The sequence below is a fragment of the Nocardia sp. NPDC001965 genome (assembly GCF_053594175.1).
In genome coordinates this window covers 119,499-143,582 of record NZ_JBSFDZ010000009.1, presented here as the reverse complement: position 1 = coordinate 143,582, position 24,084 = coordinate 119,499, and the positions used below count along the sequence as shown (strand labels likewise).

At 68.2% G+C, this 24,084-nt stretch carries 24 protein-coding genes; 8 read left to right on the top strand and 16 right to left on the bottom strand.

Features of this window, described 5'->3' with window-relative positions:
* Nucleotides 1-7 precede the first annotated feature (7 nt).
* Nucleotides 8-445, bottom strand: a complete 438-nt coding sequence (locus ACWCPQ_RS15950) for a DoxX family protein (protein ID WP_449899182.1) — start codon at nt 443-445, stop codon at nt 8-10.
* A 91-nt stretch (nt 446-536) separates the two neighbouring features.
* On the opposite strand from ACWCPQ_RS15950, the gene ACWCPQ_RS15945 reads away from it, so the two are divergent.
* Both ACWCPQ_RS15945 and ACWCPQ_RS15940 read left to right on the top strand, forming a co-directional pair.
* Nucleotides 537-1,103, top strand: a complete 567-nt coding sequence (locus tag ACWCPQ_RS15945) for a TetR/AcrR family transcriptional regulator (RefSeq protein WP_449899180.1) — start codon at nt 537-539, stop codon at nt 1,101-1,103.
* A gap of 83 nt (nt 1,104-1,186) precedes the next feature.
* Nucleotides 1,187-3,436: a thiamine pyrophosphate-dependent enzyme gene (locus tag ACWCPQ_RS15940; RefSeq protein WP_449899178.1), complete on the top strand. Its 2,250-nt coding sequence runs from the start codon at nt 1,187-1,189 to the stop codon at nt 3,434-3,436.
* A 140-nt stretch (nt 3,437-3,576) separates the two neighbouring features.
* Here ACWCPQ_RS15940 and ACWCPQ_RS15935 read toward each other — a convergent pair whose 3' ends face one another.
* Nucleotides 3,577-5,631, bottom strand: coding sequence for a glycosyltransferase family 39 protein (locus ACWCPQ_RS15935; protein ID WP_449899176.1), 2,055 nt, complete (start codon nt 5,629-5,631; stop codon nt 3,577-3,579).
* A 298-nt stretch (nt 5,632-5,929) separates the two neighbouring features.
* On the opposite strand from ACWCPQ_RS15935, the gene ACWCPQ_RS15930 reads away from it, so the two are divergent.
* Both ACWCPQ_RS15930 and ACWCPQ_RS15925 read left to right on the top strand, forming a co-directional pair.
* Nucleotides 5,930-6,196, top strand: coding sequence for a hypothetical protein (locus ACWCPQ_RS15930; RefSeq protein ID WP_449899173.1), 267 nt, complete (start codon nt 5,930-5,932; stop codon nt 6,194-6,196).
* A 194-nt stretch (nt 6,197-6,390) separates the two neighbouring features.
* Entirely contained in the window at nt 6,391-6,780 is a 390-nt protein-coding gene (locus ACWCPQ_RS15925; RefSeq protein ID WP_449899171.1) for a hypothetical protein, read from the top strand.
* Here the strand turns inward: ACWCPQ_RS15925 and ACWCPQ_RS15920 are convergent.
* The 4 genes from ACWCPQ_RS15920 to ACWCPQ_RS15905 form a co-directional block, all read right to left on the bottom strand.
* A complete protein-coding gene (locus ACWCPQ_RS15920; protein ID WP_449899168.1) occupies nt 6,777-7,742 on the bottom strand; it encodes a dipeptidase in 966 nt (321 codons plus the stop codon). The two genes, ACWCPQ_RS15925 and ACWCPQ_RS15920, sit on opposite strands and share 4 nt — an antisense overlap.
* A gap of 86 nt (nt 7,743-7,828) precedes the next feature.
* On the bottom strand, nt 7,829-8,665 hold the full coding sequence (locus tag ACWCPQ_RS15915) for an SMP-30/gluconolactonase/LRE family protein (protein WP_449899167.1): 837 nt from the start codon (nt 8,663-8,665) through the stop codon (nt 7,829-7,831).
* Nucleotides 8,666-8,773: 108 nt separating this feature from the next.
* Nucleotides 8,774-9,442, bottom strand: coding sequence for an HAD family hydrolase (locus ACWCPQ_RS15910; RefSeq protein WP_449899164.1), 669 nt, complete (start codon nt 9,440-9,442; stop codon nt 8,774-8,776).
* Nucleotides 9,443-9,495: 53 nt separating this feature from the next.
* On the bottom strand, nt 9,496-10,038 hold the full coding sequence (locus tag ACWCPQ_RS15905) for a MarR family winged helix-turn-helix transcriptional regulator (RefSeq protein ID WP_449899161.1): 543 nt from the start codon (nt 10,036-10,038) through the stop codon (nt 9,496-9,498).
* Between the two features lie 58 nt (nt 10,039-10,096).
* Between ACWCPQ_RS15905 and ACWCPQ_RS15900 the strand changes: the two genes are divergently transcribed.
* Nucleotides 10,097-10,822: an SDR family NAD(P)-dependent oxidoreductase gene (locus tag ACWCPQ_RS15900; RefSeq protein WP_449899159.1), complete on the top strand. Its 726-nt coding sequence runs from the start codon at nt 10,097-10,099 to the stop codon at nt 10,820-10,822.
* Nucleotides 10,823-10,870: 48 nt separating this feature from the next.
* On the opposite strand, the gene ACWCPQ_RS15895 is transcribed toward ACWCPQ_RS15900, so the two are convergent.
* Nucleotides 10,871-11,356, bottom strand: coding sequence for a MarR family winged helix-turn-helix transcriptional regulator (locus ACWCPQ_RS15895; RefSeq protein WP_449899158.1), 486 nt, complete (start codon nt 11,354-11,356; stop codon nt 10,871-10,873).
* A gap of 80 nt (nt 11,357-11,436) precedes the next feature.
* Here ACWCPQ_RS15895 and ACWCPQ_RS15890 point away from each other — a divergent pair, with 80 nt between their 5' ends.
* A complete protein-coding gene (locus ACWCPQ_RS15890; protein WP_449899156.1) occupies nt 11,437-12,273 on the top strand; it encodes an alpha/beta fold hydrolase in 837 nt (278 codons plus the stop codon).
* Nucleotides 12,274-12,330: 57 nt separating this feature from the next.
* Here ACWCPQ_RS15890 and ACWCPQ_RS15885 read toward each other — a convergent pair whose 3' ends face one another.
* Together ACWCPQ_RS15885 and ACWCPQ_RS15880 are read right to left on the bottom strand one after the other, a co-directional pair.
* The gene (locus ACWCPQ_RS15885; RefSeq protein WP_449899154.1) at nt 12,331-13,290 is read right to left on the bottom strand and encodes a hypothetical protein; all 960 of its coding nucleotides are present in this window, start codon (nt 13,288-13,290) and stop codon (nt 12,331-12,333) included.
* Between the two features lie 374 nt (nt 13,291-13,664).
* Nucleotides 13,665-14,591 (bottom strand): alpha/beta fold hydrolase, encoded by a 927-nt coding sequence (locus tag ACWCPQ_RS15880; protein WP_449899367.1) that lies wholly within the window; start codon nt 14,589-14,591, stop codon nt 13,665-13,667.
* Between the two features lie 96 nt (nt 14,592-14,687).
* Here ACWCPQ_RS15880 and ACWCPQ_RS15875 point away from each other — a divergent pair, with 96 nt between their 5' ends.
* Nucleotides 14,688-15,536, top strand: a complete 849-nt coding sequence (locus ACWCPQ_RS15875) for an SDR family NAD(P)-dependent oxidoreductase (protein WP_449899152.1) — start codon at nt 14,688-14,690, stop codon at nt 15,534-15,536.
* 7 nt (nt 15,537-15,543) lie between these two features.
* On the opposite strand, the gene secG is transcribed toward ACWCPQ_RS15875, so the two are convergent.
* The 3 genes from secG to ACWCPQ_RS15860 form a co-directional block, all read right to left on the bottom strand.
* Nucleotides 15,544-15,777: a preprotein translocase subunit SecG gene (gene secG / locus ACWCPQ_RS15870; RefSeq protein WP_030521441.1), complete on the bottom strand. Its 234-nt coding sequence runs from the start codon at nt 15,775-15,777 to the stop codon at nt 15,544-15,546.
* A gap of 55 nt (nt 15,778-15,832) precedes the next feature.
* Complete coding sequence (locus ACWCPQ_RS15865) at nt 15,833-17,440, bottom strand: MFS transporter (protein ID WP_449899149.1); 1,608 nt, start codon at nt 17,438-17,440, stop codon at nt 15,833-15,835.
* Nucleotides 17,441-17,585: 145 nt separating this feature from the next.
* Entirely contained in the window at nt 17,586-18,935 is a 1,350-nt protein-coding gene (locus tag ACWCPQ_RS15860; RefSeq protein ID WP_449899146.1) for an MFS transporter, read from the bottom strand.
* A gap of 144 nt (nt 18,936-19,079) precedes the next feature.
* Here ACWCPQ_RS15860 and ACWCPQ_RS15855 point away from each other — a divergent pair, with 144 nt between their 5' ends.
* Complete coding sequence (locus ACWCPQ_RS15855; RefSeq protein ID WP_449899144.1) at nt 19,080-19,874, top strand: META domain-containing protein; 795 nt, start codon at nt 19,080-19,082, stop codon at nt 19,872-19,874.
* 87 nt (nt 19,875-19,961) lie between these two features.
* On the opposite strand, the gene ACWCPQ_RS15850 is transcribed toward ACWCPQ_RS15855, so the two are convergent.
* The 4 genes from ACWCPQ_RS15850 to ACWCPQ_RS15835 form a co-directional block, all read right to left on the bottom strand.
* A complete protein-coding gene (locus ACWCPQ_RS15850; protein WP_449899142.1) occupies nt 19,962-20,240 on the bottom strand; it encodes a hypothetical protein in 279 nt (92 codons plus the stop codon).
* 71 nt (nt 20,241-20,311) lie between these two features.
* On the bottom strand, nt 20,312-20,914 hold the full coding sequence (locus tag ACWCPQ_RS15845; protein WP_449899140.1) for a hypothetical protein: 603 nt from the start codon (nt 20,912-20,914) through the stop codon (nt 20,312-20,314).
* 1,154 nt (nt 20,915-22,068) lie between these two features.
* Nucleotides 22,069-22,854, bottom strand: coding sequence for a triose-phosphate isomerase (gene tpiA, locus ACWCPQ_RS15840; protein ID WP_449899138.1), 786 nt, complete (start codon nt 22,852-22,854; stop codon nt 22,069-22,071).
* The gene (locus ACWCPQ_RS15835) at nt 22,855-24,078 is read right to left on the bottom strand and encodes a phosphoglycerate kinase (protein ID WP_449899135.1); all 1,224 of its coding nucleotides are present in this window, start codon (nt 24,076-24,078) and stop codon (nt 22,855-22,857) included.
* Nucleotides 24,079-24,084 lie beyond the last annotated feature (6 nt).

Below are 24,084 nucleotides of genomic sequence, written 5' to 3'. Positions count from 1 at the left end.
CCCGAGCTCACGCGACCGCCACCACTACACAGGCGGCGACGAAGAGCACCTGAACCAGGGTGCGCAGCGGTAGCGGCATGGTCTTGATTCCGAGGTCCGCCCGGGCGGCTCGCACATTGGCCGGGAACATGACGATCAACAGGATCAGCAGCGCGACGGCGGCGAGGCGCGCGGTGGCCGGGATGAGCAGGCCGATCGCACCAGCCAGTTCGAGAACTCCGGTGAACGTGACCAGCGCGGGCGCGGCAGGTAAGCGGGGCGGGACCATAGCGATCAACCCGTCCCGTCGCGGTTGCTGGAAATGGGCGCTCGCGGTGAGCAGGAACATGACCGCGAGCCCGAGCGCCGTCGCGTGGGGCCAGGAATCGAGCCATTGCGGGCCGGCGGCCCAGCCGAGGAGCCGGGCGAGCCCGGTGACTACGACGAGTGTGATGAGCGGTGCCATTGGAACTCCTCATGAACATATCTTGACACTGCAAAGATACGAGCGCCGCACGAAACTTGTCAATGACAAGATTATGGGCGAGGATCGGAGTATGGCGAAAACCGGTTACCACCACGGCGATCTGCGGTCCGCGCTGCTCGCCGCCGCCGCCGAACAGATAGCGGCCGACGGTGTCGACGCGATCTCCCTGCGCGCATTGGCCCGCCGGGCGGGAGTTTCCCATGCCGCCCCCGCCCATCATTTCGGTGACCGTGCGGGGCTGCTGACCGCACTGGCCGCCGAGGGCTTCGACCTGCTGGCCGCCGAACTGGAAGGCACCGCCGACGCCCGCGCGGCCGCACTCGCCTATATCCGCTTCGCATTGCGGTATCCCGGCCATTTCGATGTCATGTTCCGCCGCCGGATCCTCCGCACCGACGACGCGGCTCTCGCCACCGCCCGCGCTCGTTCCGGTGCGGCGTTGCGCGCGAGTGTGGTCGACGGGCAGCCCGGTATCGCCGAGGCCGATCAGCAAGCAGTCCAGCTCGCCGCCTGGTCGATCGTCCACGGGTTCGCCGCACTGTGGCGCGAAGGCGCGCTGGCGGATTCGCCGCTGGCCTCCTCCACCGATCCCGAGTCCGTGGCCCGCCGCATGCTCGACACCGTCCGGTTCGACTGAACCGGAGCAGACGCGACACGATTCGGCCCCGATGATCCGTGGATCGGCGGGCCCGCGCCTAGGCTGGTGCCGGTGAGGACTCCATGAGCGTCCAGGACCCCGACCAACGGTTCCGCGCGGAGATCGCGGCGGCCCGGACGCCCGCACAGGAGGCACCGGACCGGTCGCTGCCACCGGGATTCACCGACGGGGATCTCCTGGAACTCTTCGAAGCGCAGGTGCTGAGCAGGCAGGCCGATCTCGCCGCCCGCCGGCTGGGTGCGAGCGGGCACGGCTTCTACAGCATCGGGTCGTCCGGGCACGAGGGGAACGCCGCATTGTCGGCGGCGACCCGGATCACCGATCCGGTCCTGCCGCATTACCGTTCGGGCGCCTTCTTCCTCCATCGGGCGCGCCGGGCCGGAGTCACCGATCCGGTACGCGACCTCCTGCTGGGTGTGGTGGCCGCCGCGGCCGACCCCATCTCCGGCGGCCGGCACAAGGTTTTCGGTAGCGCGGTGGCGAACATCATCCCGCAGACCTCCACCATCGCCTCGCAGCTGCCGCGCGCGGTGGGCCTCGCGTTCGCGCTCGACCGCGCCGACCGGCTCGGGGTGCGCTGCCCATGGCCGGCGGACGCGGTGGTGCTGTGTGGTTTCGGGGACGCCTCGGCCAACCATTCGACCGCCGCGGGGGCGATCAACACCGCTGTGCACACCGCCCATCTCGGTATTCCCGTCCCGGTGTTGTTCGTCTGCGAGGACAATGGGATAGGGATCAGTGTGCCCACCCCACCGGACTGGATCGAACACGCCTACGGGCACCGCCCGGGACTGCGCTGGTACACAGCCGACGGCTGCGATCTCCGAGATGCGGTCGCCACCGCGACGGCGGCAGTCGACTGGGTTCGCACCCACCGGCGCCCGGCTTTCCTGCAGCTGCGGACGGTGCGGCTGTTCGGGCACGCCGGCTCCGATGTGGAGACGGCGTATCGCGACGCCGCGGCGATCGAGACCGATCTCGCCCGCGATCCGGTCATCGCGACAGCGCGGTATCTGGCCGGTACCGGCATCCGCACCCCGCGCGAGCTGCTCGACCACTACGACCGCCTGGCCGAGCGGGTCGGCGCGATCGAGGAAGTGGTCTGCCGGGAACCGAAACTCACCGGCGCCGACGCCGTGATCGCCGCACTGGCTCCGGCCCGCCCGGACCGGGTGCGCGACGATGTGATGTGCCCGGCCCCCTCGGCCCCGGCGACCACCGTGCGCGCCACCACCCCGTTCCGGGCAGCGGACGCGGCGAGCGGTGCCGAGCCGGGGTACACCGGGGACCGGAGCGCGGAAACATTGGCACAGGCGATCAATCGCACACTCGCCGAATTGCTCGCGCGCGATCCCGATATCCTGGTCTTCGGCCAGGATGTGGCCCGCAAGGGCGGCGTCTACGGGGTCACCAAGGGACTGCGCAAACGGTTCGGCCCGCGCCGGGTGTTCGATACATTGCTCGACGAACAGAGCATTCTCGGTACCGCACTGGGTACCGGCCTCGCCGGATTCGTGCCGATTCCGGAGATCCAGTACCTGGCCTATGTCCACAATGCACTCGACCAGATACGCGGTGAGGCGGCGACCCTCTCGTTCTTCTCGGCCGGCCGATACCACAATCCGATGGTGGTGCGGATCGCCGGTTACGCCTACCAGCGTGGTTTCGGCGGACATTTCCACAACGACAATTCCGTTGCCGCACTGCGTGATATCCCCGGCGTGGTCGTGGCGTCGCCGGCGCGGGCGGACGACGCGGCGGCCATGCTGCGCACCTGCGTTTCCGCTGCCCGGGTGGACGGTGCGGTGTGTGTATTCCTCGAGCCGATCGCCCTCTATCACACCCGTGACCTCTACGAACCCGAGGACGGCCGGTGGGCGGCCACCGCGGCGGACCCCGGTCACGCGCCGATCGGCCACGGCCGTGTGTACGGCGACGGATCGGATCTGACGATCGTCGCGTTCGCCGATTCGGTACCGATGAGCCTGCGGGTGGCCCGGCGGCTCGCGTTGCGCGGGTTCGGGATCCGCGTTCTCGACCTGCGCTGGCTCTGCCCCCTCCCCCGGGCGGACCTGATCCGGCAGGCCGAGGCCACCGGGCGGGTCCTGATCGCCGACGAGACACGGCGCAGCGGCGGGGTATCCGAATCCGTGTGCGCGGCACTGGTGGACGCCGGGTTCACCGGCGCCCTCGCCCGGGTCACCAGTGCGGACAGTTTCGTGCCGCTGGGGCCCGCCGCCGCGACCGTGCTGCTCGCCGAGGCCGATATCGAAACGGCCGCCGAGCGGTTGCTCTCGGCGACCGGAACCTGACCAGCCGAACCCCTCCGACTCGCGGCCCCGGATCCAGCCCGCAAACCGGCGGTGCGCCCGCCGGACGGCTGACCCGGCGGGCGCGCAACCCGGCGCAGCAGCGACCTCACGTCCTCATCGACAATGGGTGGCGGGGCGGGTCACCGGGCCGTCAAGTCGTAGACCGTGACGCCGTCCACCTCGGTGGCGGTGAAATTGTCCTGTACCCACTGGGTGATCTTCGATGCCTCGGACTCCGAGTTCGATCCCGGCCCGCCGCGAGAACCACCCTGCCCACCACCGATGAAATAGTGGATCGCGCCGGCGGCCACGTACTGCTGGAACTGTTCCAACGTCGGGGACGGGTCGCCGCCACCGAAACCACCGATCGACATCACCGGTACGTCTCCGGCCAGCTGGTACCCGGCGGCGTTCATCGAACTCACCGCGGCCGCCGCCCAGGTGTAGGAACCGGCATCCTGCCGGAGCAACGCGGTGACAGCGGCACTGCTCTCACCACCCGGACCGCCCTGCCCCGGTACACCCCCACCGGTGCCCTGTTGCCCGTCGGTCCGGCCCGCGGGCCGTCCGTCGGCACCGCTCCGGCCGCCGTCGCTGTTGTCGGGCGCGGCGCCGGCGGACAACGCACCTGTGTCACCCGCAGCATCAGGGGCGGCCCCGTCGCCGGGGGCCGCCTCCGGACCACCGGGTGCCGTACCCATCTCGCCCGGCGCTCCACCCGCACCCGGCCCGCCGCCCATACCGCCGAACCCGCCCGAACCGGTACTCGGCCCCGCCAGCACGATCGAACCGGTATGCGGCGTCGCCAGCGTGTCCACGGTGTACGCGACCGGCCCGGCCAGCCCCACGAACACCGCCGTCAGCGCCACGGCCACCGAAACCTTACGCGGCGTCCGGAACAGAACGAGGACCGTGGCGACCACTCCGGCCGCCGATACCACCCAGCGCAACCACGGTACGAATTCGGCGGACCGGCCCAGGAACACCCAGGAGGTCACCGCGGTCAGCGCCACGGCCAGCGCGAGAACCAGGCGCACCCAGAGCCGCTCGCGTTCCCGCCATACCGCGACCCCGCCCGCACCGGCCGCCGCCGCGACCGCCGGGGCCAGCGCCACGGTGTAGTACTGATGGAAAGTCCCGGTCATGAAGCTGAACACCACACCGGTGACCAGACCCCACCCACCGAACAGCAGCAGCGTCGCGCGCCTGCGGTCGGTGCGTGCGGCTCGGCCGCGCAGAACCGTCGCCGCCACCAGCAGGATCAGCGCCGCCGGGATCAACCAGCCGATCTGGCCCCCGATGGACACCCCGAACAGTCGCGTGATCCCCGCGTCACTGCCGAATCCACCGCCCGGCCCACCACCGGCGGAGCTGAGCCGGTCGAGCCCGTTGTAGCCCAGGGTGAGTTCGATGATCGAATTGTGTTCCGACCCACCGAAGTACGGTCGTGAATCCGAGGGCCACAGCTGGGCGACGAGGATCCACCAGCCGGCCGCGGCCACCATCGCCGCGCCCGCGGCGAACAGTTGCGCGATACGGGTACCCAATCGCGGGGGCCCGGCGAACAGGTACACCAGCGCCAGCGCGGGGAGCACCAGCATCACCTGCAACTGTTTGGCGAGGAACCCGAATCCGACCAACGCACCGCACAGCACCGGCCAGCGCCAGCGCCCGTCCTCGACCGCCCGGGCCATCGCCCATACGGCCGCGGTCATCAACAGCACGAGCAGCGCGTCGGGATTGTCGAACCGGAACATCAGCGCCGCGACCGGTGTCACCGCCAGCACGAGCCCGGACAGCAATCCGGCCGTGGCACCGAAGGAGCGTCGCACCGTCGCCCACAGCAGCGCCACCGCGGCGACACCCATCAGCACCTGCGGCGCCAGCATGCTCCAACTGCCGAACCCGAACAGTCGCGCCGACAATTCCATCGGCCACAGCGCGGCCGGGGTCTTGTCGACGGTGATGGCGTTGGACCAGTCGGAGGAACCGAAGAAGAACGCCTCCCAGGATTTCGCACCCGATTGCACGGCCGCCGCGTAGAAGGAATTCGCGAACCCGTTGGCGGTGAGATTCCAGAAGTAGGCCGCCGCCGTACCCACCAGCAGCACCGCGACGGCGATCTTCTCCCAGGGCGTGCCGCGCCGGGTGGATGCCGCCGCCGGAGCCGTGGGGCGCGTCATCAGAGTGGTCATTGCGCCACCTCCCGTACGAGACGGCCGACGCCGTGGTAACTGCTCGAATGCTCGGTCATGGAAACCACGATCACCGCCGATGCTCTTCCTCCCCTGGGGGGAGCCTGGGAACAGGCTGGGAGTCGCCGCGACGGCCACAACCGGGCGAATTCCGGCTCCGGCCGCGCGTCCGGCCGCGGCGGTCCCGGTTGCCAGGAAGTTCGCAGGCCGTTGGCAGCCCACCTCGAGCCCGGTTGCCCAGGATGGCCTCTGTCGGACCGGAGCCCGCTCCGGAACGACGGCCTGAGGGTCAGGCCGCATGCCAGAGGAGGAATATCTCGTAATGCCGAAGGTGATGAAGTCGAAGCTCGCGAAGGCGGCCGTGGTCGGCGGTGTCGGACTGGGGATGGTCGGCCTCGGCGCGGGCGCGGCGAGCGCACAGCCGGGCCCGGACCAGCACTGGAACCAGCCGCAGCAGAATCAGCAGCACGGGGATCAGCATCAGGACAACCACAACCCCGGACCGAACCATCAGAACGGTCACGGCTTCTGGTTCTTCGATCGGTGGGTGCCGCTGCCCTGGTGATCCATCGGGATCCGATCCGCGACCCACCGGTCGCCGCCCGGCCCCGCGAAGGTTCTCCGTCGGCACGGACCTCTTCGCGGGGTCGCGTTCGTTCCGGGAGTGCGGCCCGGAATCGGCACGGGCCACCGAGATCGCCCGTTCTGGGCGGATTCCGCTGTGCCCGTGGACATTATCGGGCACCATCTGGTCATGTGATGATCAGACGAGTTCATGGAGTTGCCCTGTCGGCTCTGGCCGCCGCGATATTCGTACCCCTCACCGCGACCTCCGCCGTCGCGGACGCACCGTTCACCGCGCCCCAGGTCACTTTCGAGGGCACCGCACCGGGAACGGTGACCGCCACCCTGCACAATCCGAACGACCGAGGCCAGTGCTGGGCGGAGGCCGGAGTCGGCCCGGAGAACAACCACGTCTTCTTCGGTGAGGCGAAACCGGAATCGCTGGCCGCTCCCGGGCAGACTGTGGAGACGTCGCTGACCGGCCTCGAATCGGGTTCCACCATCACCGCCCGTGGCGGCTGCGCGGATACCGGCCCCGCGGGCGGGTACGAACTGGGCGAAACGGTCACGGTCGTCGTCCCCTAGCCGGACACGGCCCCCGGCCAGGTCCGGCGGGCCACCCGGGCGAAATTGGCGCCGAGCACCGCACCGATCTCCGCATCGGCCCAGCCCCGGTCGGCCAGATGGGTGCCGAGGGCGACGAAAGTCTCCGGCGGCATCCATCGAATCGGCCCCCACCGGGTGTACGAATCGTCGAAGAGATGTGGCCGGGCGGCCACTTCGGCGAGGAATTCGGGGCCGTCGAACGAATGGTCGGTACTCACCCCGACATGCTCGACACCGATCAGTTCGACCGCGTACTCGAGATGGCGGGTCATCGCCTCCAGCGTCGGGGTATTGGGCCCGAGAAAGATCCCGACCCCCGTGATCCCGACGACCCCGCCCGTTCCGGCGCACACTTTCGCCTGCTCGTCGGTGATATTGCGCGGATGCTCCCAGACCGACCGCATACACGAATGGCTGTACACCACGGGCAGCGCGGAGATATCGCACATATCCAGTCCGGTGCGGGCACTGCAGTGCGACCCGTCCGGCACCATCCCGACAGCGTTCATCTCCCGCACCAGCTCGGCACCCCAGGTGGTGAGACCCCGGTCATCGGTGTCCAGGCAGCCGCAACCGGCCCGGTTCGCATGGTTGTAGCTGGGCAGCAATGTCCGCACGCCCAACTGCGCGAGGATCCGGAGATTGCCCAGATCCCCGTCGAGCGGACCGGAATCCTCCAGATCGAAGGCCACCCCGATCTGTCCCGCCGCCCCCGCCGACTCGATATCGTCCACCGTGGCCACCAGCGCCAACTCCGGGTGCCGGGCGATCGCCGCGCGGTAATCGTGCAGCAGCGCGACCGAATCCGCGAAGCGCTGTGGGGTGTATCCCACGTTCACCGAGACGAATGTGGGCCCACGCCGCCGGAACCGCGCCAGCTCGCCGACATCCGCGCCGAGTTGCAGGGGCAGACAGGCGTGCTGATCCCAGAGCAAGGTCATAACAGACCATCCTGCCCCCGACCGCGGGTGCGGACCGGGGAACCCCGGCGCGGGCCCGTTTCCTCAGCGATGCGCGCTATGGCATTTCAGGGGCGGCCCGCGCCCGGTGCCGGCGCGGGAAAGGCCACCACCCGGCCGGTCGGGCCGGCTGTTTCGGCGCCGTATTCCTGACCGACCACGAAGAGCCGGGGGCGGTCCGGATCGCGGTCCAGCACACAGGCGAACGCGCCACGATCGAATTCGACAGTGCCCAGTACCGTGCCGCCCTCGGCCATCCGTACACAGTGCCGGTTGCCGACATCGGCGTACCAGACCGCGCCCTCGGCATCGAGGCAGATGCCGTCGGGATGGTCGCCGGGCGTGGCCGCCCAGACGCGGCGGCCGACGAGATCACCCGTGGCCGTGATATCGAAAGCGGTGAGCTGCTCGGCATAGGATTCCGCGACGATCAGCGTGGTGCCGTCGGCGGTGATCGCCATACCGTTGGGAAATGCGAGATCCACCGCCACCCGGCGCACCGTACCGGCCGGAGTCACCAGCACGATGAAACCGGGCACGAACTCGCCGCCGGGGAAATCGAATCCGATGCTGTTGACGTAGGCGTTGCCCTGGGCACCGACGACGATATCGTTCCACGGCTTGTCCGTCTCGGCGGCGAGGTCGGCGTATGTCGACAGGCTACCGTCCACTTCACGGCACAGCAGCCGCCGCCGGGCCGAATCGACGATCAGCAGCCGCCCGTCCGGCAGGAAGTCGAAACACAGGGGGAACGAGGGCACCGACGCGATCACCTCGCTCCGGCCCGGTCCGTCGACGGCGACCACCTGGTTCGCACCCCAATCGGAAAACCACAACCGCCCTTCGTGCCAGCGGGGCGATTCTCCGAAGACGACCCCCTCGAGCAGCACCTCTGGTGTATCCACGCGGCATTCCCTTCGTTCGACGGTGGTGATGCGGACGTGGCGACCGCCGGGAAATCATCGGTGGATCCGAATCGCCGGGGCGCACCACTCGGCTTTTCCGGCGCTCCTTCAGCCGATTCCGTACCGTGCCAACGCATCGAGCAGGGCACGCGGTCGCTGATCGGTCGGCAGCGGATCGACGAGCCCGACCGCGCAGCCGATATCGGCCGCGGCCCCGTCGGCCTCCGCGCTGTCGCCGATCATCAGTACCTCGTTCGGCGCGACACCGATCCGTGCGCAGGCGAGAACGAACAACCGCGGATCGGGTTTCACCGCCCCTTCCCGATACGAGAGCACGAATTCGCGGATGTGATCCGCGGTGCCGGTCCGTTCGAACACCGCCCGGATATCCCAGGCGATATTGCTGAGGACGGCGACCGGCAACTCGAGATCCGCCACTGTCTTCAGCGCGGCCACAGTATCGGGGTACGGAGTCCACGCCCGGGCCGATACCAGCTGCTCGTAGAGGTAGCCGGGATTGCCGACGCCGGAGCCCTCCAGCACGGCCGTATACAGCGCGCGATGCAGCGGCGGGTCGAGATCCCGCCGGTCCCAGTCGTCGCGCAGCCGGTCGGGAAGCCCGTCGGGGCGCCCGACCGGGGCAGTCATCCGCCGCATGACCTCGGCCTGATGCCCGCCGGCGAGCGGTTCACCGGACCGATCGACCAGTCCGTCGAGCACCGGTTCGAAGCGGAAGAGCGTGCCCGAGAAATCGAAGAGAACGCCACGGATGGTCATGCGAGCCAGGTTACGGACGACCGGCTCACGGCTCACGGCTCACGGCTCACGGCTCACGGCTCACGGCTCACGGACAGTTTCGGTTTCCCTGGGGAGAGTATCGCCCCGAGCTCCGCGAGCCCGGTGGTGAGGCCGCGACGGTGCTCGGCGGACAGACGGTCGGTGAGCGCGGTCTCGTGCGCCAGCACAGCGCGCACCACCGCTTCGGTGAGCCGGTGGCCTTCGGGCGTCAGGCTGACCATCACCCCGCGCCGGATCGCCGGGGCCGGTGACCGGGTGATCAGCCCGGCCGCTTCGGCGCGACTCAACCGCTGCGATATCGCTCCGGCGGTGACCAGGCTGCGCGCCGCGATCTGCCGGGTGGTGAGGCGATAGGGCGGCCCGGATCGCCGCAGCGTACTGAGCAGATCCAAGGTCGCCTCGTCCACGCCCAGCCGACGCAGGGTGCGTCCGCGTTCCTCGGTGAGGAGTTTGGCCACCCGCCACAGCGGGGTGAACACCTCGATGGATTCGATCCGCGCATCCGGCAGCTCACGCTGCCAGGCCGCGGCGATCTGCGCGGGGGACGGTATCGAATCCTGTGCTTCGCGCGTCATTGCCGGAAGCTCTCCTTCGCTATATGTTCAGTGCTAAATATACCGAGAGGAGAGCGGGATGAGCCGGACAGTCGTCGTCACCGGCGGGACCGCCGGAATCGGTCACCGAGTAGCCCGGCGATTCGCCGAATCGGGTGACTCGGTAGTGATCACCGGCCGATCCACCGAGCGAGTCCAGCAGGCGGCCGAGGAATTGGGCGTCCGCGGGATCGTCTGTGATGCCGGGGTTCCGGCAGCGGTCGAGCGTTTCGCCGAACTGCTGGGGCCCGAGGTCGATGTTCTGGTGAACGCGGCCGGCGGCAATACCGACCTCACCGCCGGCGAACCCGACGCGCCCTCCTTGGAGAAACTGGCCGAACGGTGGCAGGCGAACCTCACCGCGAACCTGCTCAGCGCGGTCCTGACCACCACGGCACTGCGCGACCGGTTCCGAACGGGCGGGTCGGTGATCAATATCGGCTCGATCGGCGCGGAATACGCAGCCTCCGCCTACGGCGCCGCGAAGGCGGCACTGGAGGCGTGGTCGGCGGGCCTGTCGGCCCAGCTGGCGCCGACGGGTATCACCGTGAACACGGTCGCGCCCGGCTATATCGAGGACACCGAATTCTTCCAGGGGACGATGACCGAGCAGCGGCGCGCCCAGCTGATCGGGGCCACCCACAACAACCGGGCCGGCACCCCGGACGATGTGGCCGGTCTGATCGAATTCCTGGCTTCGCCGCACGCCCGCCACCTCACCGGGCAGACGATCCACCTCAACGGCGGCGCGTACACGACGCGATGAGGCCGCCACGCGGCCTCGATCCCCGGATCGCGATTTCACGCCGCGCGATCAGTCGGACACCGGGGACCGGGAGCGGCCGGTGGCGGGGCGCAGCCGGGACAGAGTCCCGGGAGAGAGCCGCCGCGCCAGGGCCTCCAGGGCCGCGACGACTCCGGCGACATCATCGGGATCGTCGGTGTCGAGCGCCGCGGCCAGGGCGGAATCGACCGTGGTGGACCGGACGATCTCGACGCGATCGGACGCCCGCGGCGCCTGCCGGACGAGAACGCGACGCCGATCGGCCGGGTCCGGTTCGCTCACCACCGCGCCCGCTTCCCGCAGCCGTGCGACACATCCGGAGACCTGACTCTGCGGCAGACCCGTACGCGACGCGATCTCCCCCACCGAGCTGCCGGGGTTCTCGACGATATCGCTGGCCACGATCAGAACGGCCCGCACGCTGGTCGTGTACTCGGGTAGCCCTTCGGTCGGCATCGCCTCCTCACCGATCTTCATCAGAGTGCGCCCCAGCAGGAAAAGTTCGACTCCGTTCACCCCCGGCACGCTACCGGAGACGTATCACCCCAAATACATCTTTCTTGATGTATCTAAAAAGATGGATTATCGTATCCGGCATGAGCGAACTCCGAACCGGCCGCCTCCCCGTCCCCGGCGCCACCCTGTACTACGAGATCCGCGGCTCCGGCCCACTGCTCCTGCTGCTGCAGGGTGGTGACGGCAATGCCGCCCGTGGTGCCGATCTCGCCGAACGTCTCGCCACCGACTACACCGTCGTCGTCCCCGATCGGCGCGGCCTGTCGGGCAGCACACTCGACGATCCGGCCGCATCGGTGACCGTGGCCACCCACGCCGACGACATCCATCGACTGCTGGCCACTCTCACCGACGAGCCCGCCCGAATATTCGGCTCCAGCTATGGCGCGCTCATCGCACTCACTCTGGCCGGCGATCATCCGGAGCAGGTGGGCACACTCGTCGCCCACGACCCGGCCACGATCGGCCTGCTACCGGCTCCGGCGCGCGCCCGCGCCGACCGCGATCTCGCCGGCCTCGACGCGACCTACCGTGCCGAGGGCGCACTCCCCGCGCTCCGGAAGCTCGCCGAACTCGTCCACGCCGATTTCTCCGATACGGAAGCGGATATCGTCCCATCGGCGCCGCGCGGCCCCGAAGACCTAGCGGACCTGAACTTCTTCCTCTCCAGGGATCTACCCGAGATCCGGTCGTCGAGCCTGAACGCCGAGCACATCGCCGCCCTCGGCGCAAGCCGTATCCGTATCGTTCCCGCCGCCGGTCGCCGATCCCGGCAGATCTGGAACTACGACTGCGCCCGGGCCCTGGCAGACCTGCTGGGCGACGAGATCGCCGAATTCCCGGGCGGGCACAGCCTTTCCACCCATCCGGCCGCGTTCACCGCCCGGTTGCGCGAAATGCTCGGTGTAGATCGGTGATCTGCCGCCCCTGGTGCCGCGAAACAGAACTGTGGGCCGCCTCAACACAGTTCCAGATCAACCGGTGGCCGGCGTCTCGCCCCCTTTGCCGGCACGTGCGAGCACCGCATTCGCAAAGTCCGTCACCGAGATCACCGTCGACCCGTCGTCCTGCACATCCAGTTGGCGCAGTCCATCACGAAAGTCTTGGTCCCAAAAAGGATAGACACTCAACTCGACGCGTTCCTCTCCGGAGCGCAGCTGCACGAAAGAGAGCTCGAGATCGGTGGAGCCGGCATGCAATCGCGCGTGGTTGATGCGTGCCGCATGCCGCAATCCAGCATCGATATCGTCCTTGGCCACATCAACCGGAGAGCCACTCGCGGACAGCGGCCCCAGCGCCTCCTCCAATCTCGGCAAGAATTTGGACCGCACTCCGATGGCCAGATCGTCACCCGCGTTCAACCTCACGTGACGTGCCGACTGCAGCGCATCTCCGAGCCACTGCGGGAGCGCAGGTGTCTCCCGGGCGCTGAACGAGATCTCTCTCGTCCATCCGGCCGGGTCGTCCGTCGACAGCCGGTGCTCGAGCCGCCCGAACACCGGATCGTCGAGGACATCATCGGGCGGAGCGCTGTCGCCACGGTCGAAAATCCGGACCCGTACCGTCCGGTCGCCCCGTTCACCTGCGGTCTCCAGTACGACGCGGGGGTTCCCACCGGTCGAGCGAGCCGAATAGGCAGCCGTATCGCTCAGGGTCAACCCGATATCGTCCCTTCGCCCAGCGGGCCAGTCCGGCAACTGTTCGTCGAGCCAATCCCACGCCCGCGAGGTTCCTTCGGCATCCGCGCGGCGCAGGGTCAGTTCGGGGGCATCACCGGAGAAGTCCCGCGCCGAAGCGGCTATCAGCTGTTCTGCTCGCTCACTGGCGCGTTCACCTGTGGATGCGCCCACCACCGCCTGATCGGCGTGCTGTTGAGTAATGCGCGACTCCCCGATCGAACGCTTGCCCAACAGATCGACCAGGTTGTCACGCATTCGCCGGTAGAGTTCGTCCCCCTCCCACCTCACCGGTCATCACCCACAGTCAGTGCCGTTGCGCTTCATCGATGACCGGTCAGAATGCCAGCGGGTGGCGGATGAACAGGCGGGCCGCAGCACAACTCTGCGAGAACCCGCCGACCCACATCGTCTTGTAGAACACCACTTTTTCACAGTAGGGGATTACGCGGGGTACCGGCCAGCTCCCGGCACTGTCGATCGCACCACCGCACTATCAGCGTCCCCTCGGCACAGCGTCCCAGGTCGTCGGCACACAACCCGGTCGACCGGCCCAGCAGCGGACACCACCGTCGGCGAATCCGCGCTCCGTCCGGGATGCCCCTCGCAGGGTCGCCATTACCCAGCAGCCTCTACCCGGCGGTGAGGTCGCCGAGCGCGCCCAGCAGGAAATCGTTCACGGCCTCGGTCGCCTCCAGCTGTACCAGGTGACCGGCATTCGGGATACGCTGTACGGCACGCAGATCCGGTAGCAGGCCGCGCATCGTATCCAGGGGATCACGGCCGCTGAAACCTTCCATATCCGGATCGTTCTCGCCGTACACGAAATACACCGGCACCACGGGCACCGCCGCGGCGTAGTCGGCCGTCAGCTCCCAGTTGCGGTCGATCGCCCGGTACCAGTTCAGGCCGCCGGTGAAACCGGTGCGCTCGAAATCGGTGGCCAGGGTGTCGAACTCGGCCTCCGTGAGCCATTTCCACGGTAGTTCCGGCGCCACCGGGAGCGCATCGATGTACCGGGTGCCCGGTGGGTTCTTCCATACGTCGAGGTAGTGGTACTCCCCGCTCAGCGCGTAGTAGACGCGGGAGAGGAATTCCCGCGGCCGCTCGGCCAGGTGCGCGTCGGCCACGCCCGGTTCCTGGAAGTACTGCAGATGCAGGAAATGCCGTTCGGCCATCTTCCCCCAGTAGTACCCGGGTGGTTTCGGGGCGCGCGGCGCGAAGGGGTTGTTCAGCACGACCAGCCCGCGCACCCGGTCGGGCGCGCGCAGCGCGAGTTCCCACAGCAGGGCCGCACCGAAATCGACACCCACGAAAACCGCTCGGTCGGCGTCGATATCGTCGAGGAGTGCGAGCAGATCGCCCACCACGGCTTCGTTGGTGTAGTCGTCGATCGCCTCCGGCGCCGCGGTCCGGCCGGCGCCGCGCAGATCCGGAGCCATCGCCCGATACCCGGCCGCTCCGGCCGCGGCGAGCTGGCGATGCCAGACGTACCAGGTGTGCGGGAATCCGTGGCAGAAGATCACCGGGTGGCCCCGGCCCTGTTCGGCTACGTGCATCCGCACGCCGCCGGTGTCGACGAACCGGTGTGTCGGCTCCACCGCACCTCCCGAATACTAGAACGCGTTACAGTTTCACGGTAACGTCCCGGGACTGTGAGCGGAACACCGAACCCCCTGAAAAACCGGATCGCGGTCGTCACCGGCGCGAGTCGCGGAATCGGCAAAGGTATCGCACTCGAGTTGGGTGCCGCCGGGGCCACCGTCTACGTCACCGGACGGTCGGACGCACCGGGCGCGCTCCCGGGCACCGTCGGCGAAACAGCCGCGCGGATCGACGAACTCGGCGGAACCGGCGTACCGGTCGTCTGCGACCACCGCGACGACGATGCCACCGCCGCGGTCTTCGAACGGATCCGCGCCGACCACGACCGCCTCGACATCCTCGTGAACAATGTCTACAACTCCCCCGCCGCGGCCCGCTGGCTCGGCCGCAAGTTCTGGGAGGTACCGCCGAAGGCGTGGGACGAGACTTTCCAGGTGGGAGTCCGTTCGCACTACGCGGCCGCGGTTTACGCCGCGCCGCTGCTGTCGAAAGGTGGCGGACTCATCGTCAACGTGTCCTCCCCCGGCTCGCAGCGGTATATGCACAACGCGGTGTACGGGATCGCCAAAACCGCGCTGGACCGGATGACCGCGGACTTCGCGCACGATCTGGCCGATACCGACGTCACCGTGGTGTCGATCTGGCCGGGCATCGTCGACACCGAGCTACTGCAGATGGTGCCGGCCGACGCGGACGGCAACCGGGTGGTGACACTGCCCGGTGAGGGCAGTTTCGACCTGAATCAGGCGGAGAGCCCCCGGTTCGCGGGTCGCGCGGTGGTCGCCCTCGCGACCGACACCGAACGCCGGAAACGGTCCGGGCAAGCATGGAAGGTCGCCGATCTGGCCGGCGACTACGGTTTCACCGATGTGGACGGGCGGATCCCCCGCCACGACTGACCGGCGGTCAGGCGAACTTGATCTCCAGCCCGATCCCCAGGATCGCGATGAACCAGACCATGCCGGTGAAGATGGTGATGCGGTTGAGGTTCTTCTCGGCGACGGTCGACCCGGACAGACTCGACTGCATCCCACCACCGAACAGGCTGGACAGACCTCCGCCCTTGGCCCGGTGCAGCAGCACCAGCAGCACCAGCAGCAGGCTGGTGACGATCAGGAGGATATCCAGGAACATCCGCATGCCGCACAGTCTAGAGGGTGGTCCCGGTCGAATCCCATTCGCCGTCCGGCACGACCTAGGCCTGCGGTTCCACCGACACCAGGTGCGTGAGTGTCTCGTCGTGCGCGAATTCCGAGACCGCCCGTTCCCGCATCAGGTCCTGGGCGGTGAGCCGCACCTTGTGCTGCTGCATATGCTCGGACCAGGAACGCACCACGAACGCCTCCACATAGCGGTCGGTACTGCCCACATCGCGGTAGACCCGCCATTCCATTGCCCCGGTCCGCTGCCGGGACCGACCGACGAAACTCATCGCCGCGAGGAACTCCTCCACCTTGTCCGGGGGTACGTCGTAGTCCTTCAGGACCAGCACCGGGCCGTCGTCGGGGTCGGGTTCCACCGCGAGCTGCGGTTCCGGCCAGTACGCGTGCGGTGTCAGATCGAAGCCGGGCGCGAACTGACGCAGCGGCAGCCAGATGGTGCTGAGCGCGCACACACCGAGGCCCGCACCCGCCACCAGCAGGGCCGTGACCGGACCGTAGGCGCCCGCGACCAGACCCCACACCACCGACCCGATCGCCTGCCCGGCCATGAACACCAGCAGATACACCGAAAGTCCACGGGCCCGCACCCAGCCGGGCAGCAGCAACTGCATGGTCGCGTTCATGGTGGACAGGGTGAGCAGCCACGAGGCACCCGCGAAAACGAGTAACAGCAGCACCAGCGCCTCCGCCCGCAGCAGCGCGGTGCCACAGCAGGCGATCCCGAATACGACCGCGGCGACCGCGACCTGCTGGGTGGGAGTGAGCAGCGCCCGTACCCGGGCCAGTCCCAGCGCGCCGAGCACCGCGCCCACGCCGAGCGCGCCCAGCATGACACCGTATCCGGAGGAACCGAGCCCGAGCTGGTTGCGGGCGATCACGGGCAGCAACGCCCACAGCGCGCTGGCGGGCGCCACGAACAGCGCCGTACGCAGCAGGACCCGCCGGATCGCGGGCGCGGATCTGATGAAACGGGTCCCCGCCTGCAGGGCCGCGAGCGGGCGTTCACTCGGCAGATCCCTGGTCACCCGTGGGCGCCGCCAGAAAAGCAGGGCCGCGACGATGGCGGCGAACGAGACGGCGTTCAGCGCGAACACCAGTGCCGGACCCGACAGGGCCACCAGCACACCGGCGATGGCCGGGCCCACCGCCCGGCCGATGTTCATGTTCATACTGCCGAGCGCGGCGGCCGAGGGAATCTGATCACGCGGTACCAGTTCGGGCTGGATGGCCTGCCAGGCGGGTCCCACCACCGCCTGACCGCATCCCAGCAGGAACAGCAGGGTGAGCAGTACCGAAGGGGTGGTGTGACCGGCGGCGGTGGATACCGCCAGGGTGATCGCCAGTACCGCCATCGCGGACTGGGCGCCCAGTAACAGACGCCGGCGGTCCAGCAGATCGGCCAGGACCCCGGACGGGATGGCCAGGATCATCACCGGCAGCGTCGTCGCCGTCTGGACGAAGGAGACGAGTGCGGCCGCATTGGGTTCGTCGACCAGCACCCACTGCGCCCCCACCATCTGCATCCAGGTGCCCAGATTGGACACCAGCTGCGCGATCCACAGGGCGCGGTAGACCCGCAATCGCAACGGCGCCCAAGTGGAAACAGGTTTCGATGCGGCTGAGGTCACTCGGGACAGCATAGCGTCGTGCTCTGACTCGTCCGCGCGGTGAAGGAACCCGCGGCCGGTCCGCGACGGGCGGCGAACCCGATGCGGCGCGGCTCCTCGGCGCGGGCAGGGCCGCGGGCCGATATGCCGCACGCCGGTGCTCCCGGATACTCCACGATCAGGCGGTCAGCCGGTCGTCTTCGCTGATGAACAGCGTGGCGATCACGCTCACCACCGCAGTCGCCACCAGATATCCGCAGGCCACCCACGGTGTCGAACCGCCCAGCGCGATCAGGGCCGTGACGATCATCGGCGTCAGGCCCGATGCGTAGATTCCGGAGAACTGATAGACGAACGACAACCCGGTGTAGCGCACCTCGGCCGGGAACAACCCCGCGTACAACGTGCCCTGAGCTCCGTAGAACAGCGCGTGCGCCACACCGAACACCGCGATGATCGCCGCAGTGAACACCACGATGTTGCCGGTCTCGAACAACGCGAACACCGGATACACCAGCGCTCCGTAGGCCGCGATCCCGGCGATGTAGATCCGGCGTGGACCGAACCGGTCGGCGAGCAGCCCCGAGACCGGAATGAGCGCCGCCATCACCAGAGCGGCGACGGTGACCGCCACCAGTACCGGGACCTGTTCGAAACCGAGCTGCCCGGTCGCGAAGGTGATCGCGAAAACACCCCAGGTGTTGAACGCCGCGCCCTCACCCCAGCGCGAGAGCAGACCGAGGGCAGTATTGCGCCGGGCACGAGCGTTACCGAACAACTCGACCACGGGCACTTTCGATATCCGGTTGAGCCGGTCGACCTCGCGGAACGCCGGCGTCTCGTCGATCTTGAGCCGCACCACCAAACCGATCAGCACCAGCACCAGGCTCGCGCCGAAGGCGATGCGCCAGCCGTAGTCCAGGAACGCCGTCTCGCTCAGCGTGGTCCGGAGCAGCGCGAACACACCGGTGCCCAGGGCCAGCCCGAGTGCCAGGCCGACCTGCGGGTAGCTACCGAACAGTCCCACCTTCTTGCGCGGACTGTGCTCGACAGCCAGTAGTACCGCGCCGGCCCATTCACCACCGAGCGCGAAACCCTGCAGCATCCGCAGCAGCAGGAGCAGGATCGGCGCGGCGACACCGATCGCGGCGGCGGTGGGCAGCACCCCCATCAAAGCGGTGGAACCACCCATGATCGCCATCGTCAGTGCCAGTGTTCGTTTCCGCCCGATCCGGTCGCCGATATGACCGAAGACGAGGCCGCCGATCGGCCGCATCACGAAACCGACGGCGAAGGTCGCGAACGACAGCATGGTCCCGACGAACGCGCTGTTGTTCGGGAAGAAGAGCTTGTCGAACACCAGGCTCGCCGCAGTGGCATAGAGGAAGAAGTCGTACCACTCGACGGTGGTACCGATCAGGCTCGCCGCCACCGCTTTCCCGGTGTCGGCGGCCCCGAGCCCGTCCGCGGGCGGTGTGGCGCGATCGTCCGGGCGGACCTCGGCAGGCCCCGTTTCCAGTAGTGACATCGTGTTCCCTCGCTCCCGCGTCGATCGCCGAGCGAGGATATGAGGACAACGGCGCAGGTAGGAAGCGTTGTAATCAGCAAGATTCGAGCAACGGGCGGGTTCGGCGCCCGGGAGCAGGGCCGCGTGCCGGGTAGCATCGGCGTCATGCCGGGACCAGCGCTCCGAATCGGTGCGGCCCTGTCGCTGCTACTACTCGCCGCGACGGCGTGCTCGGACAACGAGCCGACGCCGACCGCACCCGAACCCACCCCGATGGGCCACACCTATATATCCACCGAGGTCACCGGCACACCCATCCCCGGCGGCGGTCCGCTCACCCTCACCTTCGCCGACGACCGGATCTCGGCGGCGGCCGGATGCAACACCCACAGCGGTGCGGTGGATCTGCGCGACCACGTCCTGCATGTTTCCGAGCTCGCGAGCACGCTGATCGGCTGCCCGGGCGACCGGGCCGACTCCGACGGCTGGGTCGGCGACCTGCTGCGCGCGGACCCCGGCTGGCAGCTCGATCACGATCGGCTGACGCTGACCGGGAAGGGCAGCACCGTCGTGCTCACCGACAAGAAGGTGCTGCAACCGGACCGTCCGATCCGCGGCACCGAATGGGTGGTGACCGGCCTGCTCACCCCGGACGCCCAGATCTCCTCGCAGACCGTCGACCGGGTACGGCCCAACTTGACCATCGGCGCCGACGATTCGCTCACCGGTTTCGCCGGCTGCAACCGGCTCACCGGGCGCGCCGTCGTGACCGACGCCCCGGCGGGCGCCGAGATCGCGTTCGGCGCGGCGACGACGCGTTTGATGTGCGCACCCGAGATCATGGAGGTCGAACACGCGGTACTGGCCGTTCTGCAGGACACGGCCCGGGCCACCGTCGACGGCGACACCCTCACCCTGCGCACCCCCGACGGCGACGGTCTGATCCTGCGCGCCGAATAGCGTTCCGGACGTCGGTGAGCGCGCCGGGCCCGGTGGAGTTCCGGCCGACGCGATGCACCCGCAGACGAGTGCCGCACACCCGAACCGCTACGAAATACGCTCCCAGGTAGCATTTTTCATCACATATCGCCTGCCGATGCCGTGCAGGACGCCGCCCTCCGCCGTCCGCAGATCGGCGTCCCGGCCTTCCTCGACGAGAGTTCCGGTCACCTCGAAGGCTGCGTACTGGTCGCTTTCGGACCATTCGGATAGACCGTCGATATACACATGAGCATCGCCACCGCATCGGAGGACGGCTCCGTGAGCGGCGTTCTCGGCGATACCGAACAGAATCGCAGTGTCGTCGACGTAGTCGGCGAGGTCCATGCGCACATCCTAACCAGGACCCCGGCCGTGGTCCGCCGAACGAAGTACCGGCTTCCGCCCGCAGCCTCCGCTCACTGAACTGCCCTGGCGAAACCGAGACAGATCACGTAGCTGTCGAAATCCGGGCGGCCGGAGAAGAACTTCTCCGGCGAGTTCTGCTGCACCGCCATCGGGATGGCAGAGCCACTCGATTCCGGATACATTCTCCAGTCTCCGTGATTGGCATTCCACCAGCTACCGGTCGAGGCGTCGTACAGTGCGTAATCGAAGTTTCCGTATCCGGGCTTGCCGCGGTTGTAGTCTCCCGACATATCGACCTGACCGGTCGCCGGGTCCGGTTCGAACAGAGCGGAATCGGGTGTCTGCAAGGCCCGGACACCGGTTACCCCGTCTTTCACCACCGGGTTCCCTTTGCTGTCCCGTATTGTTTCCTGACCGGACCAGAAGTGCTTCGAGTATATTTCCACCTTCCACTCGGCGGGATCGGCGGAAGGCAGATGCCGATCCACATCCCGTAGCAGAGCCAGATCGGGGTCCGTTTTCACCAGGCGCATGAATTCGCCGATATCCTTCGGGCCGGTGGCAATGATCGCTTCGAATTTCTCCGCATAGTTCGACACTCTGTCGAAGGCGCGCTGGTTGCTCTCGATCCTCACCTCGCGCCGAGCAGCCATGACATCCCCGATATCGCTGTTGGCGATATCGGACCATACGTGCCGTGCCTGCGCGCGCTCTGTCCAGATACTTCTGGATCCGCTCGACATACTCGGGGGCAGGTGTCGTGGTGCCGTCCTTGTTCTTGTGGGACCAGCCCGTCCCCCGTTCCGCCACGAGAGCCTCCGCCTCGTCGAGCCGTTGCCGCCAGCGCTTCACTCGCACGTTCGCGATCTCTCCGGGCACCAGAATTCTCTCCACCGAGTGGATCGCACCGTGCGAAACCGGATCAGCGAACGCCAGGTTCGCGGGCGGCCCCGCCTCGACTTCCAACAGCCCGAGACGAACCTTCACGATGCCGATACACCCCTGGCCCAGCACTTTCCGTTCGGCGTCGGTCATCTCCCGGCCGTGCCGGCGCTCCCACATCGCGATGTAGTCGTCCACCGGATAGCGGCGCTGCGCGGGTACGGGAACGGAACCGCCGACGGTACGACGAGAATCCGACGGGGCAGCCGGCACTCGGTTCGCGTTGCCGGTCCCATCGACCGTTCCCCGGCTCTGTTCGACGAGCCGCCGGCCGCGCTCCTCAGCGCCACCCACGCTTCTGTGTGCCGTGCGAACCTCGTCCGCCAGGTCGCCCAGCGTGCCGGACAGGTGGGGTGCGGTCCGTCGGCCGAGCAGTTCGACCATGGCGTCCCGCATCCGCCGGAGCCACTCGTCCGGCAAATCCCCGACCGCACCCCTCATCCCCGGCCACCCCGGCGGTCGCACGCGACGGGTACGGCCGCAGATCTCATCGTCGAATCACCGACTCCACCGCACAGCGGGATCACCGCCGGATCGATCACGCCGGAGTCCGGCAGGGGTTCGGCCGACCGCCCGAACCGACGCCCCGCAACCGGCAGCGATACACCACGGACAGTCCTGAGCACTACTCGAACGCGATCCACCGCCGGCCTCGGAAACCTTACGGCGGAAGCAGGTTCGGAGATGTGGCCGGGCTCCACCCACCGCACCGGGTTCGTCCCGGCACCGGATGAACCGTACCGCCGATACCGGTATTTCCGTCCGGCCTTTCGCAATCCCGGCCGGTTCCGGCTTCACCGATCCGATTCGAAAACAATGCGGCCCGCCGGTCGGAAACCGGCGGGCCGCATCGGGATTCGATCGATCAGGGCAGTGGCCCGCCCGCCGCGATGGCGGACAGCGTGGCGAATTCGTCGCCCTTGAGCGACGCCCCGCCCACCAGGGCCCCGTCGATATCGGTCTGCCGGGTCAGCTCGCCGACGTTCTTCGCGTTCACCGAACCGCCGTAGAGGACCCGGACGGTCTCGGCGACCTGTTCCCCGGCCAGCTGCACCAGTTCGCCGCGGATCGCACCGCATACTTCCTGCGCGTCGGCGGGAGTCGCGACCTTACCGGTACCGATCGCCCAGACAGGTTCGTAGGCGATCACCACCTTCGCGATCTCCTCGGCCGACAGACCCTTCAGCGAACCTCGCAGCTGCTCGAGGTTGTACTCGACATGGGTGCCCGCGTCGCGCACATTCAGGCCCTCACCGATGCAGACGATCGGCGTGATGCCGTGCTTCAGCGCCTGCTTGGCCTTCGCCAGCACCGTGGCGTCGTCCTCGTTGTGGTACTGACGGCGCTCGGAATGCCCGACCACCGCGAACGCGCAACCCAGCTTCGCCAGCATCGCCGCGCCGATCTCACCGGTGTAGGCGCCCGATTCGTGCACCGAGACGTCCTGCGCACCGTAGGTGATGCGGAGCTTGTCGCCCTCGACCAGCGTCTGCACGCTGCGAATATCGACGAACGGCGGGATCACCGTGACATCGACCTTGTCGAAGTACTTGTCGGGCAGCGCGAATGCGATCTTCTGCACCAGGGCGATGGCCTCGAGGTGGTTGAGGTTCATCTTCCAGTTGCCCGCGATCAGCGGTTTCCGGGCCATCTACGCGCCCTCCGCTTCCCCGAGCACGCTGATACCGGGCAGCGTCTTGCCCTCCAGGTATTCCAGCGACGCGCCGCCACCGGTGGAGATATGCGAGAAATCGCCCTCCGGGATACCCAGCGCCCGCACGGCCGCGGCGGAATCGCCGCCACCGACCACGGTGAACGCGCCCTTACCGGTGGCCGTCGCGATGGCCTCGGCCACCCCGCGGGTCCCGGCCGCGAACTTCTCGAATTCGAACACACCCATCGGGCCGTTCCAGAACACAGTGCGCGCCTCGGTGAGCAGCGCCGCGAAACGCTCCACCGATTCGGGGCCGATGTCCAGGCCCAGCCACCCGTCCGGGATCTCGTGCGCCGGAACGACCTTCGACTCCGCGTCGGCGGAGAAGGAATCGGCGACCACGATATCGCGCGGCAGATGAATGACGTCGGCGTAGCGATCCAGCAGACCCTTGCAGGTATCGATCATCTCCTCCTGCAGCAGCGAGGAGCCGACCGAGAGACCTTCGGCAGCCAGGAAGGTGAAGCACATCCCGCCACCGATGACCAGGGTGTCGACCTTGGGCGCCAGCGCCTCGATCACCGCCAGTTTGTCCGATACCTTGGACCCGCCGAGCACCACCGCATACGGGCGGTCGGTGGATTCGGTGAGCTTGGCCAGCACCTCGGCCTCCGCCGCGACGAGCGTGCCCGCGTAGTGCGGCAGCAGTTTCGCCACGTCGTACACCGACGCCTGCTTGCGATGCACCACGCCGAACCCGTCGGAAACGAACGCACCGTCGTCGCCGACCAACTCCACCAGTGCGGCAGCCAGTTTCGCGCGCTCGGCGTCGTCCTTGCTGGTCTCGCGCGGATCGAAACGGATGTTCTCCAGCAGCAGCACATCCCCGTCGGTCAGGCCCTCGGACCGCGCCAGCGCGTCCTGACCCACCACATCACCGGCCAGCTGCACATTGCGGCCCAGTTCGGCGGCGAGCCGGGTCGCCACCGGAGCCAGCGACAGGGCCGGGTCCGGGGCACCCTTCGGACGACCGAGATGCGCGGTGACGACCACTTTCGCACCGGCTTCCACCAGCGCCCGGATGGTCGGCACCGATGCTGCGATCCGGCCCGGATCGGTGATCTGCCCGTTGTCCAGCGGTACGTTGAGGTCGGAGCGCACCAGCACACCGCGCCCCTCGACACCCTCGGCGAGGAGATCTTCCAGAGTTTTGACAGTCACGCCGTT

Excerpts from the sequence above, each read along its gene's own strand:
- ACWCPQ_RS15950 (WP_449899182.1), bottom strand. The coding sequence starts at position 445 with ATGGCACCGCTCATCACACTCGTCGTAGTCACCGGGCTCGCCCGGCTC.
- ACWCPQ_RS15945 (WP_449899180.1), top strand. The coding sequence starts at position 537 with ATGGCGAAAACCGGTTACCACCACGGCGATCTGCGGTCCGCGCTGCTC.
- ACWCPQ_RS15940 (WP_449899178.1), top strand. The coding sequence starts at position 1,187 with ATGAGCGTCCAGGACCCCGACCAACGGTTCCGCGCGGAGATCGCGGCG.
- ACWCPQ_RS15935 (WP_449899176.1), bottom strand. The coding sequence starts at position 5,631 with ATGACCACTCTGATGACGCGCCCCACGGCTCCGGCGGCGGCATCCACC.
- ACWCPQ_RS15930 (WP_449899173.1), top strand. The coding sequence starts at position 5,930 with ATGCCAGAGGAGGAATATCTCGTAATGCCGAAGGTGATGAAGTCGAAG.
- ACWCPQ_RS15925 (WP_449899171.1), top strand. The coding sequence starts at position 6,391 with ATGATCAGACGAGTTCATGGAGTTGCCCTGTCGGCTCTGGCCGCCGCG.
- ACWCPQ_RS15920 (WP_449899168.1), bottom strand. The coding sequence starts at position 7,742 with ATGACCTTGCTCTGGGATCAGCACGCCTGTCTGCCCCTGCAACTCGGC.
- ACWCPQ_RS15910 (WP_449899164.1), bottom strand. The coding sequence starts at position 9,442 with ATGACCATCCGTGGCGTTCTCTTCGATTTCTCGGGCACGCTCTTCCGC.
- ACWCPQ_RS15905 (WP_449899161.1), bottom strand. The coding sequence starts at position 10,038 with ATGACGCGCGAAGCACAGGATTCGATACCGTCCCCCGCGCAGATCGCC.
- ACWCPQ_RS15900 (WP_449899159.1), top strand. The coding sequence starts at position 10,097 with ATGAGCCGGACAGTCGTCGTCACCGGCGGGACCGCCGGAATCGGTCAC.
- ACWCPQ_RS15890 (WP_449899156.1), top strand. The coding sequence starts at position 11,437 with ATGAGCGAACTCCGAACCGGCCGCCTCCCCGTCCCCGGCGCCACCCTG.
- ACWCPQ_RS15885 (WP_449899154.1), bottom strand. The coding sequence starts at position 13,290 with ATGCGTGACAACCTGGTCGATCTGTTGGGCAAGCGTTCGATCGGGGAG.
- ACWCPQ_RS15880 (WP_449899367.1), bottom strand. The coding sequence starts at position 14,591 with ATGCACGTAGCCGAACAGGGCCGGGGCCACCCGGTGATCTTCTGCCAC.
- secG (WP_030521441.1), bottom strand. The coding sequence starts at position 15,777 with ATGCGGATGTTCCTGGATATCCTCCTGATCGTCACCAGCCTGCTGCTG.
- ACWCPQ_RS15865 (WP_449899149.1), bottom strand. The coding sequence starts at position 17,440 with ATGCTGTCCCGAGTGACCTCAGCCGCATCGAAACCTGTTTCCACTTGG.
- ACWCPQ_RS15860 (WP_449899146.1), bottom strand. The coding sequence starts at position 18,935 with ATGTCACTACTGGAAACGGGGCCTGCCGAGGTCCGCCCGGACGATCGC.
- ACWCPQ_RS15855 (WP_449899144.1), top strand. The coding sequence starts at position 19,080 with ATGCCGGGACCAGCGCTCCGAATCGGTGCGGCCCTGTCGCTGCTACTA.
- ACWCPQ_RS15850 (WP_449899142.1), bottom strand. The coding sequence starts at position 20,240 with ATGGACCTCGCCGACTACGTCGACGACACTGCGATTCTGTTCGGTATC.
- ACWCPQ_RS15845 (WP_449899140.1), bottom strand. The coding sequence starts at position 20,914 with ATGGCTGCTCGGCGCGAGGTGAGGATCGAGAGCAACCAGCGCGCCTTC.
- tpiA (WP_449899138.1), bottom strand. The coding sequence starts at position 22,854 with ATGGCCCGGAAACCGCTGATCGCGGGCAACTGGAAGATGAACCTCAAC.